Here is an 18,812-nt window from a genome sequence, read left to right on the forward strand (position 1 = left end):
AGGGAACGACCGTGAGTTCGCACGACGGCACCGAAGTGTCCGGGAACGACATCGCCATCGTCGGTATGGCCGGGCGCTTCCCGGGAGCCGACAGCGTGGCGGAATTCTGGGAGCTGCTGCGCGCGGGCCGCGAGGGCATCTCCCGGTTCGACGACGACGAGCTCGCCGAGGCCGGTGTCCCGGCGGCGCTGCGCTCCGATCCCGCGTACGTGCGGGCGCACGGCGTCCTGCCGGACGTCGACCTCTTCGACACCGGGTTCTTCGAGCTCACGCCCGTCGAGGCGGAGCTCATCGACCCCCAGCAGCGGCTGTTCCTGCAGAGCTGCCACACGGCCCTGGAGGACGCGGGATACGACCCGCGCCGCTTCGACGGGCTGATCAGCGTCTACGGCGGCGCGGCGATCAACACCTACTTGCAGCAGAACGTGCTGCCCCGCATCGACCAGACCGCCACCTCCGACCACTTCAAGGTGATGGTCGGCAACGACAAGGACTTCCTGGCCACCCGCGTCAGTTACAAACTCGACCTGCGCGGCCCGAGTTACAGCGTCCAGACGGCCTGTTCGACCTCCCTGGTCGCCATCCACCTGGCCTGCCAGGGGCTGATCAACGGCGAGTGCGACATGGCGCTCGCGGGCGGCGTGACCGTCAAGTTCCCCCAGACGCGCGGATATCTGTACGAGGAAGGCGCGATCCTCTCCAGCGACGGCCACGTACGCACCTTCGACGCGGACGCCAGCGGCACCGTACTCGGCAACGGCGTCGGGATCGTCGTCCTCAAGCTCCTGGAGGACGCCCTGGCCGACGGGGACACCGTGCACGCGGTGATCAAGGGCACCGCGACCAACAACGACGGCTCCCTGAAGGTGAGTTACGCGGCCCCCGGCAAGGAGGGGCAGGCGGCCGTCGTCGCCGAGGCGCACGCCGTGTCGGGCACGGAACCGGCGAGCGTCACCTACGTCGAGGCGCACGGCACCGCCACCCGCCTCGGCGACCCGGTGGAGGTCTCCGCGCTCACCGACGCGTTCCGGCGCGGCACCGGCGACACCGGCTTCTGCGCCATCGGCTCGCTCAAGTCCAACGTCGGCCACCTCGACGCCGCCGCCGGAGTGGCCGGGGTGATCAAGACCGCGCTGATGCTGCGCCACCGGTCCCTGGTGCCGACCCTGAACTTCGAACGGCCCAACCCGGCCATCGACTTCGCGGCGACCCCGTTCTACGTCAACACCGAGACCAGGCCGTGGACCGGGGAAGGGCCGCTGCGGGCGGGCGTGAGCTCGTTCGGCATCGGCGGCACCAACGCCCACGCGATCCTCGAAGAAGCACCGCGGCCCGAGCCCGTCGAACCTCGCGCGCGCGGCGAGCAGTTGCTCGTCCTGTCCGCCAGGACCGGCACGGCCCTTGACACCCTCACCGACGACCTGGCCGACCACCTCGAACAGCACCCCGACACCGACCTCGCCGACGCCGCGTACACCCTCGCCATGGGCCGTCGGGCCCACCGCCACCGCCGTGCCGTCATCTGCGCCGACCGTGCCGGGGCCGTACGCGCCCTGCGCGAGCGATCCGGGACGGGCTCCACGGGCGACGGTGAACCCGCCGGTGACCAGCGGACGTTCACGCCCGGCGCGGAGCTGACGGGGCGCGCGCTGCTGGACGCCGTGCGCACCGCCTGGCTGGGCGGCGCGGACGTGGACTGGGCGGCGTTCTACGGGGACGAGCGGCGCCGCCGCATCCCCCTGCCCACCTATCCCTTCGAGGGCCGCCGGATCTGGCTCGACCCCGAGGAATCCAAGGACTCCAAGGCCTCCGAGGAAACGGCCCCCGAGAACACGGCCCCCGAGACGCTGCACCCGCTGCTCGGCGCCAACGTCTCCACCCTGGCGGAGCACCGTTACGCCACCGCCCTGACCGGCGACGAGTTCTACATAGCCGAGCACCGCGTCGCGGACGAGGCGATCATGCCCGCCGTCGGCTACCTGGAGATGGCGCGGGCCGCCGGAGCCCTGGCCCTGCCCGACAGCGCGCCGGTCGGCCCGTCCCTCGGCCGGGTCTCCTTCGAGCGCCCGCTGTCCTTCGGCCAGGGGCCGCGGACGGTACACATCCGGCTCATGCCGCACGGCGACGGCGCCAGGTTCGTGATCGACAGCCCGGCAGCCGGTGCCACGGGCGATGTCCCGGACGCGCCCGAGGTCTTCGCCCGCGGTGAACTCACCGCCCCCGCGACGGCCGACGCCCCCGCGCCAGGACCCGTCGACCCGGCGGCCCTCGCCGAGCACTGCCCCGACCGGCTCGCCGCACCCGAGCTCTACGACCTGCTGCGGGACCGCGGGCTCGACTACGGCCCCGCCATGCGGTCCGTGCGCGAACTGCGCCGCGGCGATGGACAGGCACTCGGCGTCCTCGAACTGCCCGAGGCCGCGTCCGCCTCTTCGGCCGACGGCGCCTTCGTCCTGCATCCCTCGCTGCTCGACGGCGCCCTGCACGCGGTGGTCGGCCTGCTCGCCGCCGGTGCGGACGAGGACACCACGTATCTGCCGTTCGCGCTGGGCCAGTTGGAAGTCTTCGCGCCGCTGCCCCGGCACTGCCTCGCCCACGTCACGCTGCCCGCCCACGGCGCGGGGGAGAAGCAGACCAAGCAGACCAAGGCGGACGTCACCGTCCTCGACACCGAGGGCAGAACGCTCGCCCGGCTCCACGACCTGTCCGTACGCACCCTGCGCGGGGCCCGCGAGGAGGCCGGGACCGCCCTGTTCCGCGGCGTCTGGGAACCCGCCGAAGCCGCGGTACCGGCCGCCCAGGGCCCGGCGGGACCGCGCCTCCTGCTCGCGCACGACCCCGCCCGCCGCGCCGAACTGACCGAGGCTCTGCGCGCCGCGGGCGAGAGCGACCCCGACGTGGTCCTGGTGACCCCCGGCAGGCAGTTCACCGCGGTGGACAGCGGGCACTTCACCGTGGACCCGGCCAGCGGGGCCGACTTCACCGCGCTCCTCGACCGCCTGGCCGAGGCGGGGCGGACCCCGGCCGCCGTACTGCACACCTGGTGCGACGCGGGCGATCCTGCCGAGCCCCTGTCGCCCGCGCTGCTCGACCACGGCGTGCGCGCGGTCTTCGCGCTCACCAAGGCCCTCGTCGAACGCCGCGGCGGCCACCGCACGGCCCTGCTGATCGCCCACCGCACCGACGCGTACGGCGCGGGCCCCACCGCGGCCGCGCTCGCGGGCTTCGCCCGCACCGTCGCACTGGAGAACCCGCGCCTGACCCACCGCCTGGTCGGCCTGGACGCCGACGCCAGGAGCCTGCCCACCCTGGTGGCCGAACTCGCCTCCCTCGGCGACGGCGAGACCGAGACGCGGCACAGCGGCGCCGTCCGGAGCGTACGGCGCCACCGGCGCCTCGAAGCCGCTCAAGGGCCCGAGGACGACGCCGTCCTCAAGAGCGGCGGTGCCTGCCTCATCACCGGTGGTGCGGGCCGCATCGGTCTGGCCGTCGCCGAGCACCTCGCGAGCCGCTCGGACGCGCCGCTCGTGCTGATCGGCAGGACCGGTCCCGGCGCGGACGCCGAGCGGCGCGTCGCGGCGCTGCGCGCGGCCGGGCACGACGTCACCTTCCGGCGCGCGGACGTCGCCGACGAGGACGCCCTGCGCACGCTGCTGGACACCGTGCGCGCCGAGCACGGCGCGATCCGCGCGGTGGTGCACGCGGCGGGCACCCTGCACGACTCCTACCTGCTGCACAAGAGCTGGGAGGAGTTCACCGACGTCGTCCGCGCCAAGACGCACGGCACCGTCCACCTCGACCGGCTCACCGCCGACGACCCGCTGGACCTCTTCGTCTGCTTCTCGTCGATCGCCGCCGCCTTCGGCAACGCGGGACAGAGCGACTACGCGTACGCCAACGCGTTCCTCGACGCCTTCGCCGAGCGCCGCGAGGCGCAGGTCGCGGCGGGCCGGCGCGCGGGCCGCACCCTGTCCCTCGCCTGGCCGCTCTGGCTGGACGGCGGGATGCGCCAGGACGAGACCGCGGCGCGGGCCGTGCGGCAGCGCGCGGGCCTGGTCCCGATGCCCACGGCCGCGGGCATCGCGGCCTTCGACGAGGCGTTGCGCGGGCACGGCGGTGCGGTCCTCGTCGGCCACGGCGACCCGGACCGGATCGCGGCGGCCCTCACGCCCACGCCGGTGCGCTCCGTCCCTCTCCCCGCCGGCCCGGCGCCCACGGAAGCGCAGGGACAGGACCTGACCGCGTGGGCGGGGACCTTCCTGCGCGAGCTGCTCGCCGAGCGGACCAAACTCGACCCGGCCGAGCTCGACCTGAAGGTGCCGTTCGACCGGTACGGCATCGACTCGCTGCTCATCACCCAGCTCAACGCCGAGCTGGAACGCCACTTCGAAGGACTGCCCAAGACCCTGTTCTTCGAGTACGCCACCTTGGAGGAGCTGGCGGGCTACTTCGTGTCGGAGCACGCCGCACGCCTGACCGAACTGGCGGGCGCCGCGCAGTCCGCACAGGTCGCACAGTCCGCCGTGGCCGCACCCGCCGCCGTGGTCAGGGAGCCGATGCCGACGCCCGTGGACGCCGGGCCCGCCGCCGCCCCAAGCCCCGACGACGGCGCCGTCGCCGTCATCGGACTCACAGGCCGCTACCCCATGGCCGACGACATCGGCGAGTTCTGGGAGAACCTCGCCGCGGGCCGCGACTGCGTCACGGAGATCCCCGCCGACCGATGGGACCACGACCGGTACTTCGACCCCGACCCGGCGGCCCGCGGCCGCGCCTCCTCCAAGTGGGGCGGCTTCCTGCGCGACGTCGACCGCTTCGACCCGCTGTTCTTCGGCATCTCGCCCCGCGAGGCGGAGCTGATGGACCCGCAGGAGCGCCTCTTCCTCCAGAACGCCTGGCACGTCCTGGAGGACGCCGGCTACCGCAGGGACGAGCTGTCGGGGCGCGCCGTGGGCGTCTTCGTCGGCGTGATGTACGGCGAGTACCAGCTCTACGGCGCGGCCGACGCGGAGCGCGGCGGCATCAGGGTCACCGGCTCCTCGTTCGCCTCGATCGCCAACCGGGTCTCCTACACGCTGGGCCTGAACGGGCCGAGCATCGCCCTGGACACCATGTGCTCGTCGTCCCTGACCGCGATCCACCTGGCCTGCGAGAGCCTGCGCGGCGGGGAGAGCGAGGTCGCCGTCGCGGGCGGCGTGAACCTCTCCCTGCACCCGTACAAGTACGTCTTCCTCAGCCAGGGCAGGTTCGTCTCGGCCGACGGCCGGTGCCGGGCCTTCGGCGCCGGGGGCACCGGCTACGTCCCGGGCGAGGGCGTCGGCGCGGTACTGCTCAAGCCGCTGGCCGCCGCCGAGCGCGACGGCGACCACATCTACGGCGTGATCCGTGGGCACGCCGTCAACCACGGGGGCCGTACGAACGGTTACACCGTGCCCAGCCCGCACGCGCAGGCCGATTCGGTGCGCCGCGCGCTGGCCGGTGCGGGGCTGCGGCCCGCGGACATCGGATACGTGGAGGCGCACGGCACCGGCACCTCGCTCGGCGACCCGATCGAGGTGGCCGGTCTCGCCAAGGCCTTCGGAGCCCCCGACGGGGACAGCGCCCGGTGGCCCATCGGCTCGGTGAAGTCGAACATCGGACACCTCGAATCGGCCGCGGGCATCGCCGGACTCACCAAGGTGCTGCTCCAGTTCAAGCACCGCAGGCTGGTCCCCTCGCTGCACTCCGAGGAGATCAACCCGAACATCGACTTCGAGCGCGCGCCGTTCCGGGTGCAGCGCGAGACGGCCGACTGGCCCGAGCCCGCGGGGGACACCGGCCCGGCGCCCCGCAGGGCGGGACTCAGCTCCTTCGGCGCGGGCGGCTCCAACGCCCACCTGGTCATCGAGGAGTACCGGCAGGGACCCGAGCACACGGAGGAGCCCGTGGCCGGTCAGCGGTTCGCCGGACCGCTGGTCTTCCCGCTCTCCGCGCGCGACGCGGAGCGGCTCGGCGCGTACGCGGGACGCCTCGCCGACTTCGTCGAACGCGACCGCGTACGCGCCATGGACCTCGCCCACACGCTGCAGCACGGCCGTGAGGTGATGGAGCACCGGCTCGCGGTGGTCGCCGACGACGGCGCCGCGCTCGTGCGGGCGCTGCGCGCCTACCGCGACGGCACACCGTGCACGGGCCTCGTGCTGCCCGGCGAGGCCGCCGGGTCCGCGCGGCCGGGGGAGGAAGGCCCGGCCTTCGAACTAGCCGCGCGCTGGACGCGGGACGGCACGGCCGACTGGGACACCCTCGCCCCCGCGCGGGGCGAGCGCCCCCGCCGTGTCCCCGCCCCGCTCTACCCGTTCGCCAGGGAGCGCTACTGGGTCCCAGCGGCGGACCGGGGCCAGGAGCGGCCCGTCGACCGGGAGCGCGAGCAGCGGCCGGGGACGGCGGCGACCGCCCGCCTCCATCCGCTGATCGACGCCAACGAATCCACCGTCGACGAGATCCGCTTCCGCAGGACCTTCCTGCCCGACGAGCCGCTGGTGCGCGACCACACCATCGAAGGCCGGGGCCTGCTGGCCGGTGCGGCCTGCCTGGAGTTGGCGAGGGCCGCGGCCCAGCTGGCCGGGCTCGACGGCGCCCACGCCCTGCGGGACGTGCTGTGGGGCCGCCCCGTGGTGATCGGGGACGAGCCGCGCGACGTCCACGTCAGCCTGGCCCGCACCGCCGACGCCGCGGCCGGACGTGGTGACGACACCGGCGAACTGGCCTTCACCGTCTGGACGTCGGACGCCACGGACCACGCCGACCGCACCTCAGGCAGCGACCGCACCGACCGGACCGTTCACGTACGCGGCACGGTGACCGTCCCGGCCCCGGGCCCGCGCCCCGCCGGGTCCTTCGACCTCGACGCGCTGCGTGCGGACAGCCCCCGGCACCTGGCCGGTGCGGACGTCCAACGCGCCTACCGCGCGGCCCACTTCGCCTACGGGCCCTCCTTCGACGTCATCGAGGAAGTCCACTTCGGCAACGGCGCCGCACTCGTCGCACTCGCCCTGCCCGAGCAGGACACCGGCGTCGCGGAACTCCTGCCCCCCGCGCTGCTCGACGGCGCCCTGCGTGCCTGCCACTGGGCGGACCTGACGTCGCCCGAGGAGGCCGGGAGCCTCGCCGTGCCCTTCAGCCTCGGCACCCTGGAGGTCCGGGCGCCGTACGCCGGGCTGCCCCGCACCTGTTACGCGTACGCCGTCCCCGCTCGCCACACCGACCCGGCAGCGGGGCTGCGGCGGTTCGACGTGCGCGTCCTCGACGAGGCGGGGACCGAGCTGGTCCGCATCGACGACTTCGGCGGCCGCCGCCTCGACGACAACGCTCCCGCACCGGCGCCGGAACCCGCGGGCACGGAAACGCCGTTCTTCTACCAGCAGGTCTGGCAGGACAAGGACCTCGCGCCGGACGCCCCCGCGGCCGCGGACGCGGTGCTCGTCCTCGCGGACGCCGACACGACGGCCGAGGGGCTGGCCGCGCTGTCCGGCGGGCGGCGCGTCATCGACGTACGCACCGCGACGTCCTTCGCGCGCACAGGCCCCGACCGGTACGCCGTCGACCCTTCCAGGGCGGGCGACTTCGAGCGGCTCCTGACGGATCTGGAGCGGGCCGGTGTCCGTTCGCTCGACATCGTCCACCTGTGGGGCGTGACGGCCGATCCCGTCCCGAACGGCGCCGCGGGCGCGGCCGAAGCGGCGGGGGAGGCCCTCGACGCGGCCTTCGCGCGCGGTCTCGGCTCCCTGCGCTCCCTCGTCCTGGCCCTCGACGCGGTCCGCCTCACCGGACGGGTGCGCTGCGCCTACGTCCTGGCCGAGACCGAGTCGGGACCGCGCCCCGACCAGGAGGCCGTGGCGGGCTTCGCGCTCTCCACCTCCGGGGTCCTGCCGCGCCTCGAACTGTTCACCGTGACCTGCGCGGACGGTCTGGCCGACGCCCCCGAACTGCCGGGCCTGCTCGCCGCCGAGCTGGCCCAGGGCGGCCGGCTCGCCGGAGCTGAGGTGCGCCGTTCGACGGCGGGCCGCCAGATCCGCGCCCTGCGCGCGGCCGAGGTGCGGGCCCCCGCGTCCGACGGCACGAACCCGCTCAAGCAGCACGGCACCTACCTGCTCACCGGCGGCACCGGCGGCATCGGCCTGGAGCTGGCCCGTCACCTGGCGTCGGCGTATCAGGCGCGGCTCGTGCTGGTCAGCCGCTCGGCCGAGCGGCCGGCGGCGCGTGCGGCGGCCGGTGAACTCGGCGCGCTCGGCGCCGATGTGCTGCTCGTGGCCGCCGACAGCGCCGACCCGGTGGCCATGCGCGCCGCGGTGACGCGGGCCAAGGAGCGCTTCGGTCACCTCGACGGCGTCTTCCACCTCGCGGGCGCCGCCGACCAGGGCACGGTCCTCGAAGCCGGCCTCGCCCGTTTCACCGAGCTGCTCGCGGCCAAGGCGCACGGAGTCAGGCTGCTCGACGCGTTCACCGCCGACGAACCGCTCGACCTGTTCGTCGTGTTCTCCTCCATCGCCTCGGTCGTCGGCGACTTCGGCACCTGCGCCTACGCCGCGGCCAACCGCTACCTCGACTCCTACGCCGCGCGACGCGACCGCCAGGTGCGTGAGGGGCGCGCATCGGGCCGCACCCTGTCGCTCGCCTGGCCGCTGTGGCGGATCGGCGGCGTGGACGCCCTGATGGGTGAGGAGGAGCGCGCCGGGTACCAACGGCGGACCGGAATGCGGGAGTTCACCGGACCCGAGGGCATGCGGGCGATCGAACTCGCCTGGCGGACCGGGCTCGTCCGGCTGGTGCCCGCCGTCGGCGACCCCCGGGCCGTCGACCTCGCCCTGACGCCTCGCACCGAATCCGCGGCCCGCCCCGCTGCCGGGTCCTCTTCCCCCGCACCCTCCCCGGCTCTGCTCACCCGCATGAAGGATCACGTGCGGGGCCTGCTGTCGGAGGTCCTCGGTCTCGCGCGGGAGCGCATGGACGACCACACCACGCTGGACGCGTACGGACTCGACTCCGTACTGGTCATGGAGTCCAACGAACACCTCGACCGGGACTTCCCCGGCGCCCGCGGCACCCTCCTCTTCGAGTACCGCACGGTGCACGACCTCGCGCAGCACCTCCTGGCCGAACACGCGGACGCGGCACGGCGGTTGTTCCCCGACGAGGCACGGCCGGCCCCGGCCGACCAGGGGCCTGGCCCGACGGTACAGGCGGCTCCGGTGGCTCCGGCGGTCGCCGTCGAGGAGCCTCCGGCCCCGTCCCCGGCCGCCGCCAGACCCCCGCGCGCTCCTTTGGCGGCCGACGACGACATCGCCGTCATCGGCATCAGCGGCCGCTACCCGGGAGCCCGCGACCTGGCGGAGTTCTGGGAGAACCTGCGCCAGGGCAAGGACTCGGTCACCGAGGTGCCCCGTGAACGCTGGGACGCCGACGCCCACTTCGACAGCGACCGGTCGGCGCCCGGCGCCAGCTACGGCAAGTGGGGAGGCTTCCTCTCCGACGTGGCCGCCTTCGACTCGCTCTTCTTCCGGATCCCGCCGTCCCAGGCAAAGTTGATGGACCCTCAGGAGCGCCTGTTCCTGGAGGCCGCCTGGTCGGCGCTGGAGAACGCGGGCTACCCGCCGTCCCGCCTGCCGCGCCCGCGCTACGGCGGCCAAGGGCACGACGTCGGTGTCTTCGCCGGCGTCATGTGGGGCGACTACGCCCAGCTCGCCGCCGACGAGGCGGCCAAGGGCAACCACCACACGGTGCTCGCCAACCGCTCCGCGATAGCCAACCAGGTGTCGTACTTCGGCGACTTCCGAGGCCCGAGCGTGGTGGTGGACACCGCGTGCTCGGCCTCCCTCGTCGCCCTCCACCAGGCCTGCGAGAGCATCCGCGCGGGCGAGTGCCGCTACGCGCTCGCGGGCGGTGTCAACGTCTCCGCGCATCCGCTCAAGTACGCGCACCTCAGCCGCATGCGGATGCTCTCCACCGACGGCCGCTGCCGTTCCTTCGGGGCCGGGGGCAGCGGGTACGTGCCGGGTGAGGGCGTCGGCGCCGTCCTGCTCAAGCGGCTCTCCGACGCGGTCGCGGACGGCGACCACATCCACGCCGTGATCAAGGCGACGGCGGTGAACCACGGCGGCCGTACGGGCGGCTTCACCGTGCCCAACCCGCAGGCGCAGCAGGCCCTCGTCGAGGAGGCACTCGACCGGGCGGGCATCGACCCGGCCACCATCGGCTACGTCGAGGCGCACGGCACGGGCACCTCCCTGGGCGACCCGATCGAGCACACGGGCCTGTGCCAGGCCTTCGCCGGGGCCGTGCCGTCCGCCGGGAGCATCGCGCTCGGCTCGGTGAAGTCCAACATCGGCCACCTGGAGGGGGCCGCGGGCATCGCGGGCATCACCAAGGCCGTACTCCAGCTGTCCCACGGCGAGTTGGTGCCTTCGCTGCACTCCGAGGAGACCAATCCGATCATCGATTTCGCGCGGTCCCCGTTCCGGGTGCAGCGCGAACTCGCCGACTGGCCGCGGCCGGTCGTGGAGCGGGACGGCGAGTGGGTGGAGCAGCCGCGCCGGGCGAGCGTGAGTTCGTTCGGCGCGGGCGGCACCAACGCGCATGTGATCCTGGAGGAGTACCGGGCCCCCGCGGCCCGGCCCGCCGCCCCCGCGGGCGCCCCCGAGCTCCTGGTGCTCTCCGCGCGCGGCCCCGAACGGCTGCGGGCGTACGCGGCCGAGCTCGCCGCCCACCTGCGCCGCGAGCGGCCCGCGCTGGCCGACCTCGGCCACACCCTGCGGATCGGCAGGGAGGCGCTGCCCGAGCGGCTCGCGTTCCTGGCGTCCGACCCGAGCGACGCCGCCGACAAGTTCGCGGCGTTCGCCGAAGGCAACACGGGCCCCTGGGCGATCCTCGGCGACGCCGAACAGCACACCGCGCTCGCGGAGGTGTTCACCGAAGGCGCGGGTCCCGACTTCCTGCGGACCCTGGCCGTCGACGGGGACCTCGCCCGGCTGGCCAGGCTCTGGGTCTCCGGGGCCTTCACCGACTGGTCGGCCCTCGCCCCGGCGCGGCAGGGCATCGACCGTACGGTGCCGCTGCCCGGCTACCCGTTCGAACGGACGCGACACTGGCTGCCGTTGACCGGCGGCACGCCCGCCACGCATGCCGCTGATCTCGTGCACACCGCTGCCCCCGCGCACACCGAACCCGCCGCCGGCGCCACGGATCCGGCGGGCCTGCGCGCCGGTCAGGTCTCCCTCACCCTCGCACCCGCCGACCCGGTCGTACGCGACCACGTCGTCGGAGGCCGTCGCGTGCTGCCCGGCGTGGGCCATCTCGCCCTGATCGCCGGGGCCCTGGACGGCGGAGCGGTGCGCGCCTTCCGTGACGTGCGCTGGCTGTCCCCGGTCCTGGTGCCGGACGGCGGCACCGGGCTCACCCTCGGGCTCGCCCCCGCGCGGGACGCCGGGGGACACGGGGGCACGGCCCTGGACTACCGGCTGACCGGCACCGCCGACGACCGGGTGTACTCGCTCGGCCAGCTGCTCGACGCGGTCCCCGAGCGGCCCGCCGCGCTGGCGACCGACCTGCTCAGGGCGGACTGCCCCCACCAGGTGACGCACGAGGAGCTCTACGCCGCCCTGCGTCGGCGCGGCCTGCCCTACGGCCCCTACTTCCGGCGCGTGGAGCAGGCGTGGACCGGCGAGCGGACCGCGCTCGCCCGGCTGCGCCGCCCGGCGGAACAGCACCGCGCCGGAGCCCGTCCAGGACCGCTCGACCCGGGCACGCTCGACGCGGCACTGCATCCGGTGGCCCTGCTGCTCGCCGACCGGGCGGACGACGGCGCCCGCCCGCTCCTGCCGTTCGCCGCCGACCTGGTCGAACTGCACGCCCCGGTGCCCGACGACGGCTGGTCCTTCGTCCAGGACCTGGGCGCCCACCGGTTCGACGTCACGATCGCCGACGAGACGGGACGCGTCTGCGTACGGATCACCGGCCTGGCACTGCGCGAGCTGAAGGCGGCGCCCGGTATCGACTACCGGCCCCGCTGGGCGGTCGCCCCGCCGCTGCGCACGCCCGACGGCGCACCCGCTCCCCGGACGGTCCTGACCGTCGCCGCCGAGGACGCGGCCCATCTGACGACGACGCTCGAACGGGCCCACCCGGACGCCCGGCACCTGCACTTGGGCATCGGGTCCGGCGGGCTCGGCGACCGGGAGGTGGACCAGGTCCTGGCCCGCTCCCCGGAGATCGACCTGGTGTACTTCCTCGCCACCGGCGGCCCGGACGGGCTCCCGCACGACGGCCGGGAGGTGCGCGAGGCACAGGACCGCGGTGTCGTCTCGCTCTACCGCCTGGTGCGCGGCCTGGACCGGCACGGCCTGCTCGACCGGCCCCTGCGCCTGAAGGTCCTCACCGCCGACGGACTGCCGCTCGGCGAGGCGGACCGGGTGCGCCCCGCGGCCGCGGGACTCATCGGTTTCTGCGAGGCCGCGGCCAAGGAGTACCCGCGCCTGAGCGCGGCGTGCCTGGACGTCCGTGGCGACGAGATCGCCGACGGAGTACGGCAGTTGGTGACCGAACCGGTCCAGGCCAAGGTCGGCCCGGTGTCCCTGCGCGGTGGCGTACGACGTGTCCGTGCCCTGGAGCGCGTGGAGCTGCCCACCGCTCCGACGCGCTTCCGCGACCGCGGCGTGTACCTCGTCATCGGCGGCCTCGGCGTGCTCGGCCGTGACACCGCGGCGCACCTCGCCCGCACCTACCGGGCCCGCCTCGTCCTGATCGGGCGCGGCGCATTGGACGAGCGGCGCCGCGCCGAACTGGCGGCCCTGGAACGGCTGGGCGGCGAGGTCAGGTACGTGCGGTGCGACGCCGCCGACCCGGTGGCGCTGCGCGACGTCATCGACGGGGCCAAGCAGCGCTTCGGCGCGCTGCACGGTGTGATCCACTCCGCGATGGTCCTGGTGGACAAGCCGATCAGGGACCTCGGCGAGACCGAGCTGCGCAGCGCCCTCGACGCCAAGGCCGACACGGTGTGGAGCATGTTCCACGCGCTGCGCGGTGAGGATCTCGACTTCGCGCTGCTCTATTCGTCCGCCGTCACGTTCGAGGGCAACCACGGCCAGGCCGGGTACGCGGCGGGCTGCCATGTCGCCGATGCCTGGGGTCTTGCCGCCGCGCACGCCGCGCTCTACCCGGTGCGGATCGTCAACTGGGGCTACTGGCACGCCGCGGGCGACGCCCACCGGGAGGGCGTCCTGCGCCGTTTCGCCGCCGCGGGCATCCAGCCGATCGGCGCCGACGAGGGCATGGCCGCCGTCGAGCGGATCCTGGCGGGTGACCTGCCGCAGGCCCTGGTGGTCAAGGCCGAGCAGGGGATCCTCGCGGGCCTCGGCGTCGACCCGCACACCGTGCTGCGGCCGCAACCGCCTCAGCGGTCCGTCCCGGCCGCGCTCGCCGCGTACCCGGCGGCGCGCGACGTCCCGGTGGGCGCGGGTGACACCGCGTCCGCTGACACCGAAGAGCTCGCCCGGCGCCTTCTGGCCGCCACGCTGCGGACCATGGGCGTCCTGCGGAGCCCCGGCGAGCGGCACACCCGCGAGGGCCTCCGCACCCGCCTCGGTGTCACCGCGGGGCAGGAGCGGCTGCTCGATCTGCTCGTCGACGTCCTGCTGCGCGGCGGCTACCTCCGCGCGGAGGACGAAGGAGCGAACGGCGAGGGGGACGGTTCGCTGGTCGTCACGGACCGTGTCGAGGACCCGGACGTGGCACGCGCGGCAGCCCAACCCGGCGCGGAAGCCGCAGAGTTGACGCGACGTCACCCCGCGTCCGGCCCGGTGGCCACCTTGCTGCTGCGCTGCCTCGACGCGCTGCCCGACGTCCTGACCGGACGGCGCGGCCACCTGGACGTGCTCTTCCCCGACGGCTCCTTCGACCTCGTGGAGGCCGTCTACGCCGGGGATCCGGTCACCGACCGGTGCAACGCCGACGTCGCGGACACCGTGGCGCGGTACGTGTCGGAGCGGCTGCGCGGCCGCCCCGGGGACCGGATCCGGATCCTCGAAGTGGGCGCGGGCACCGGCGGCACCAGCGAGCGGGTGCTGCGCGGGCTCAAGGCCGCGGGCCACGGTGACCACGTCGAGTACGTGTACACCGACGTCTCGGACGGATTCGTACGGCACGGCCGCAGGCGGTTCGGCGCCGACCACCCCTTCGCCGGCTTCCGCGCGCTGGACATCGAACGCGACCCCCAGGAGCAGGGCTTCGGGACGGGCGAGTACGACCTGGTGCTCGGCACCAACGTGTTCCACGCGACCCGCGGGATCGACCGCACCCTGGCGCACACCAAGCGACTGCTGCGTACGAACGGCGTGCTGGTGGTCAACGAAGGCGTCGAGCTGCGCGACCAGATGTCGCTGATCTTCGGTCTGGCCACCGGCTGGTGGCTCTTCGAGGACGCGGAGTACCGGCTGCCCAGGTCCCCGCTGCTCGGCCTGACCGCCTGGCGCGACGTCCTGGCCCACAACGGCTTCCGCAAGGTCGCGGCGCACGAGGGCACCGGCGGCGGCACGTACCAGTGCGTGCTGGTCGCGGAGAGCGACGGGCTGGTACCGGCGCCCGCGTCCGACGTGACGCCCGCGTCCGACGTGCCGTCCGCGCACGCCCCGGCGCCCGTATCGGGCCCGGCGCCCACGGCGGTGCCCGCTCCCGTGCCCGCGTCTGCGGGAGCGGACCTCGTCCATGCCACGGAGCTCCGGGTCAAGGCGGTCTTCGCCCACGTCCTGGAGATGCCGGAGGAACTCCTCGATCCCAAGGCCACCTTCGAGAACTACGGCATCGACTCGCTGGTGGTCCTGAGTCTCACCAAGGAGCTGGAACAGGAGTACGGGCCGCTGCCCTCGACCCTCCTGTTCGAGCACATCACCATCGAGCGCCTGGCCCGCCACCTCGCCGGCCGGCACGTGTCGGAGGCGGCCCCCGCCGAGCCGGTGATCGCCGAGCCCGCCCCCGCCGAGCCGGCGCCGGCGACAGCGGCAAACGGCATCGAGGAGATCGTCGACGGTCTCTCCGACGCGGAGGTGGACGACCTGCTCCACCAGCTGAGAACCGTTCTTCAGGACCAGGAGGAGCAGCGATGACCACACCGTTCAGCGCCGTACTGATCGGCGAGGAGCCGCTCCTCGCCGAGTGCGGGGAGCACCTGCTGACGCGCGGCCACCGGGTCGCCGCCGTGGTGGCCGAGGCCCCGGCGCTGCGCCGTTGGGCGGCCGGGCACGGCATCGCCGTCGTCGACCCCGGCCGCGGCCTCGCGGAACGGCTGCGTCCGCTGCGGTTCGCGTACCTCTTCAGCATCACCAACCTGCGGATGCTGCCCGACGAGGTGCTCGCGCTGCCCGAGCGCATGCCCGTGAACTTCCACGACGCGCTGCTGCCCCGGCACGCCGGTCTGCACGCCACCAGCTGGGCCGTCCTGGAGGGCGCCACCGAGCACGGCGTGACCTGGCACGTGATGGAGCGCGAGGCGGACACCGGCGACGTGCTGAAGCAGCGGACGGTCCCGGTCGGGCCCGACGACACCGCGTACACGCTCAACCACACCTGCTACGAGGCCGCGGCCGCCTCCTTCGGCGAGCTGGTCGACGAACTGGCCGCGGGCACCGAGACGCGCACCCCGCAGGACCTGACCAGGCGCACCTACCACGGGGCGCACGAAGGCCCGCCCCGCGACGGCCTGTTCTCCTGGCGGCGACCGGCCGGTGAGCTGGCCGCGCTGGTGCGGGCCACCGAGTTCGGTCCGCACCGCAACGCGTTCGGCCTCGCGCTCCTCGCCCTGGACGAGCGGCTGTTCGCGGTGCGCGGCGTGGAGGTCACCGCGTCCCCCTCGACGCGTCCGCCGGGCACCGTGCTGGCCGTCGACGACACGGCCGTGGTCGTCGCCACGGCCGACCTCGACGTACGGCTCACCGAGCTGGTGGACGTGGACGGCGGGGCCAGGCCCGGGGGCGCGGGCGCCGTCCGCCCCGGCGACCGCTTCACCGAGTCCGACGATGCCGCGTGCGAGCGGTGGACGTCCGCGGCCCGTGCCGCGCGCCGTCACGAGGCCCACTGGCTGCGCCGGCTCACCGCGCAGGAACCCCTCGAAGTCCCTTGGCAGGCAGGGGAGTCGGGGGACCCCGAGGACGCTTCGGGCGAAGGCGTGGACGCGGCCCCTGTGTCCCGAGCGGCGGCACGGGCCGAGGCACCCGACCACGTCCGCGCCCTGGACGAGCAGGAGGGCACGGCCTGGCTGCTCGCCGCGCTGCTGCTCTTCCTCGGCCGCATGGCGGGGGAACACGCCGGCGGCTTCGACGTCGGGCTGCGCCCTCCCGCGGCCGGTGGCGGGCCGGGCCCGCTGATGCGCGACGTACCCTTCCGCGCCCCGGAGGTGGTGGTCGGCCGGACGCTCACCGACCTCAAGGAGGCCGTGGCGCGGCAGCTCGCCGAGGTGGCGCGGCGGGGTGCCCCGCTGCGCGGAGTACGGCTGCGCGACCCGCGGCTGCACGAGCGGTCGGCGCTGTCGGGGACCACGCCGCCGATCGTGGTGGACCTGACCGACGGCTACGAGACCGGCCGAGGCACCGGCGCCGACACCGGCCGTGACACCGGCACCGGCCCCGGCACGGAAGCGCCCGCCCTCACCGTCCGCCTGGGACTGCCCGGCGAGCGCGACCGTGCCATCGTCTTCGAGCCGGGCGATCCCCGGATGGGCACCGCCGCCCGCCGACTCGCAGCCCGCTGCGGCCAGTTCCTCCGCACCGCCGCCCAACTGAGCGACGAGGACGCCGGGTTGCTGCCGCTGCTGACCGACGCCGAAAGCCACCAGGTGCTCGAAGCGTGGAACGACACGGCGGCCGACTATCCCCGAGACCGCCGCGTGCACCAGCTCGTCGCCGAGTGGAGCCGCCGCCAACCCGAAGCGCCCGCCGTCCGGTTCGGTGAATCCGTCGTGACGTACGGAGAGCTCGACCAGCGCTCGGCGCGGCTCGCCGACCGTCTCGTCCGGCTCGGGGCCGGTCCCGGCACCGCCGTCGGAGTGTTCCTGCACCGCTCGGCGGACCTGCTCACCGGACTCCTCGCGGTCCTGCGGACGGGCGCGGCGTACGTACCGCTCGACCCGGTCTATCCGCCCGAGCGGCTCCGCCACATGCTCGACGACTCCGGCGCGCTCCTGGTCCTCACCGAGTCCGCCCTGTCCGCCGCGCTGCCGGGGGACTGCCCGTCGCAGGTCGTCGAACTGGACGTGCCGGACGCCGGTCCGCAGGACGTCGAGCCGGCGCGGGGGACGGCGGAGGGCCGTCGGGACCGGGCGTCCGCCGAGGATCCCGCGTACATCATCTACACCTCGGGCTCCACCGGGCTGCCCAAGGGCGTACGCGTGGGCCACCGGGCGCTGACCAACTTCCTCTGCTCCATGGCGAAGGAGCCCGGATTCGCCCGCACGGACACCCTGCTCGCCGTGACCACGGCCTGCTTCGACATCGCGGGCCTGGAGCTGTACCTGCCGCTGGTGACCGGCGGCCAGGTCCTGATCGCTCCGGCGTCGACGGCCGCCGACGGGTTCGAGCTGCGCGAGCTGGTCGAGGCGTGCCGGCCGACCGTCATGCAGGCGACCCCGGTCACCTGGCGCATGCTGATCGAGGCGGGCTGGCGGGGCGGCGACGAGGTGACGGTCCTGTGCGGCGGCGAGGCGCTGCCCGACGACCTGGCCGCCGATCTCGTACGGCGCGCGGGCCGGGTCTGGAACATGTACGGCCCGACCGAGACCACCATCTGGTCCTCGATCGACCGGGTGGTGGCGGGGCGGCCCGTCACCATCGGGCGGCCGCTGGCCAACACCCGGATGTACGTGCTCGACGAGCGGCTCCGCCCCGTGCCGCCCGGCGCGCAGGGCGAGCTGTACATCGGCGGCGACGGCGTGGCCGACGGGTACCACGGGCTGCCCGAGCTCACCGCGGAGAAGTTCCTCGACGACCCCTTCGCCCCCGGCCGCGTCTACCGCACGGGCGACCTCGTGCGGCAGCTGCCCGACGGCCGTCTGGAGTATCTGCGCAGGGTCGACAACCAGGTCAAACTGCACGGCTACCGCATCGAACTCGGTGAGGTGGAGACGGTGCTGCGCGAGCACCCCGCCGTCGCGGAGGCGGCCGTGGCCGTGCGCGACGACGGGCCCGGCGGCGGTCGCCTGGTGGCGTACGTCGTCGCCGCGGGTGCCCGGCTCCCCGCGGTCGCCGAGCTGCGCGACCGGGTGCGGGCGCGGCTGCCCGAGTACATGGTCCCCGGCGCCGTCGTCGTGCTGCCGGAACTGCCCCTGACCCCGAACGGCAAGGTCGACCGCAAGGCCCTGCCCGCGCCCGACGGCGCCGCGGCACACGGACGGGCCGGGACGGCAGGGGAGGCGGTGCCGGAGAGCGCCGTCGAGCGGCGGATCGCCGCGATCTGGCAAAGCGCGCTCGGCCCGGCGGACGTCGGCGTCGACGTCAACTTCTTCGACGCGGGCGGGGACTCGCTGCGGCTGACCCAGGTGGTGGCGCGGCTCAGGGCGGAGCTGAGTCCCGCGTTGAAGCGGCTCGACATGTTCCGTCATCCGACGATCCGGACGATGGCCCGCCATCTCGCCGGCGACGCTGCGGGCACGCCGCCGCCGAAGCGGGAGAGGCCCCAGCAGGGCCGGGGCCGGTCCCTGCTCGGAGCGCGCCGCCGGAGGTCCGGCGCGGAACGTTGAGCCCGGCGGCGGCCGGGCACCCGGCCCGTATTCCGTGGGCGCATTTCGTGGGCACATT

2 protein-coding genes are annotated in these 18,812 nt (G+C 74.6%); both read left to right on the forward strand.

Features of this window, described 5'->3' with window-relative positions:
- The first annotated feature begins 11 nt into the window (after positions 1-11).
- Positions 12-15,131 carry an SDR family NAD(P)-dependent oxidoreductase gene (locus tag ACIO9J_RS35175; protein ID WP_402008509.1) on the forward strand — a complete coding sequence of 5,040 codons (15,120 nt, stop codon included), beginning with the start codon at positions 12-14 and terminating at the stop codon, positions 15,129-15,131.
- Complete coding sequence (locus ACIO9J_RS35180) at positions 15,128-18,754, forward strand: amino acid adenylation domain-containing protein (RefSeq protein WP_402008511.1); 3,627 nt, start codon at positions 15,128-15,130, stop codon at positions 18,752-18,754. The genes ACIO9J_RS35175 and ACIO9J_RS35180 overlap by 4 nt, the downstream gene beginning before the upstream one ends.
- Positions 18,755-18,812: the final 58 nt, after the last annotated feature.

Source organism: Streptomyces sp. NPDC087300 (genome assembly GCF_044744425.1).
GTDB lineage: Bacteria > Actinomycetota > Actinomycetes > Streptomycetales > Streptomycetaceae > Streptomyces.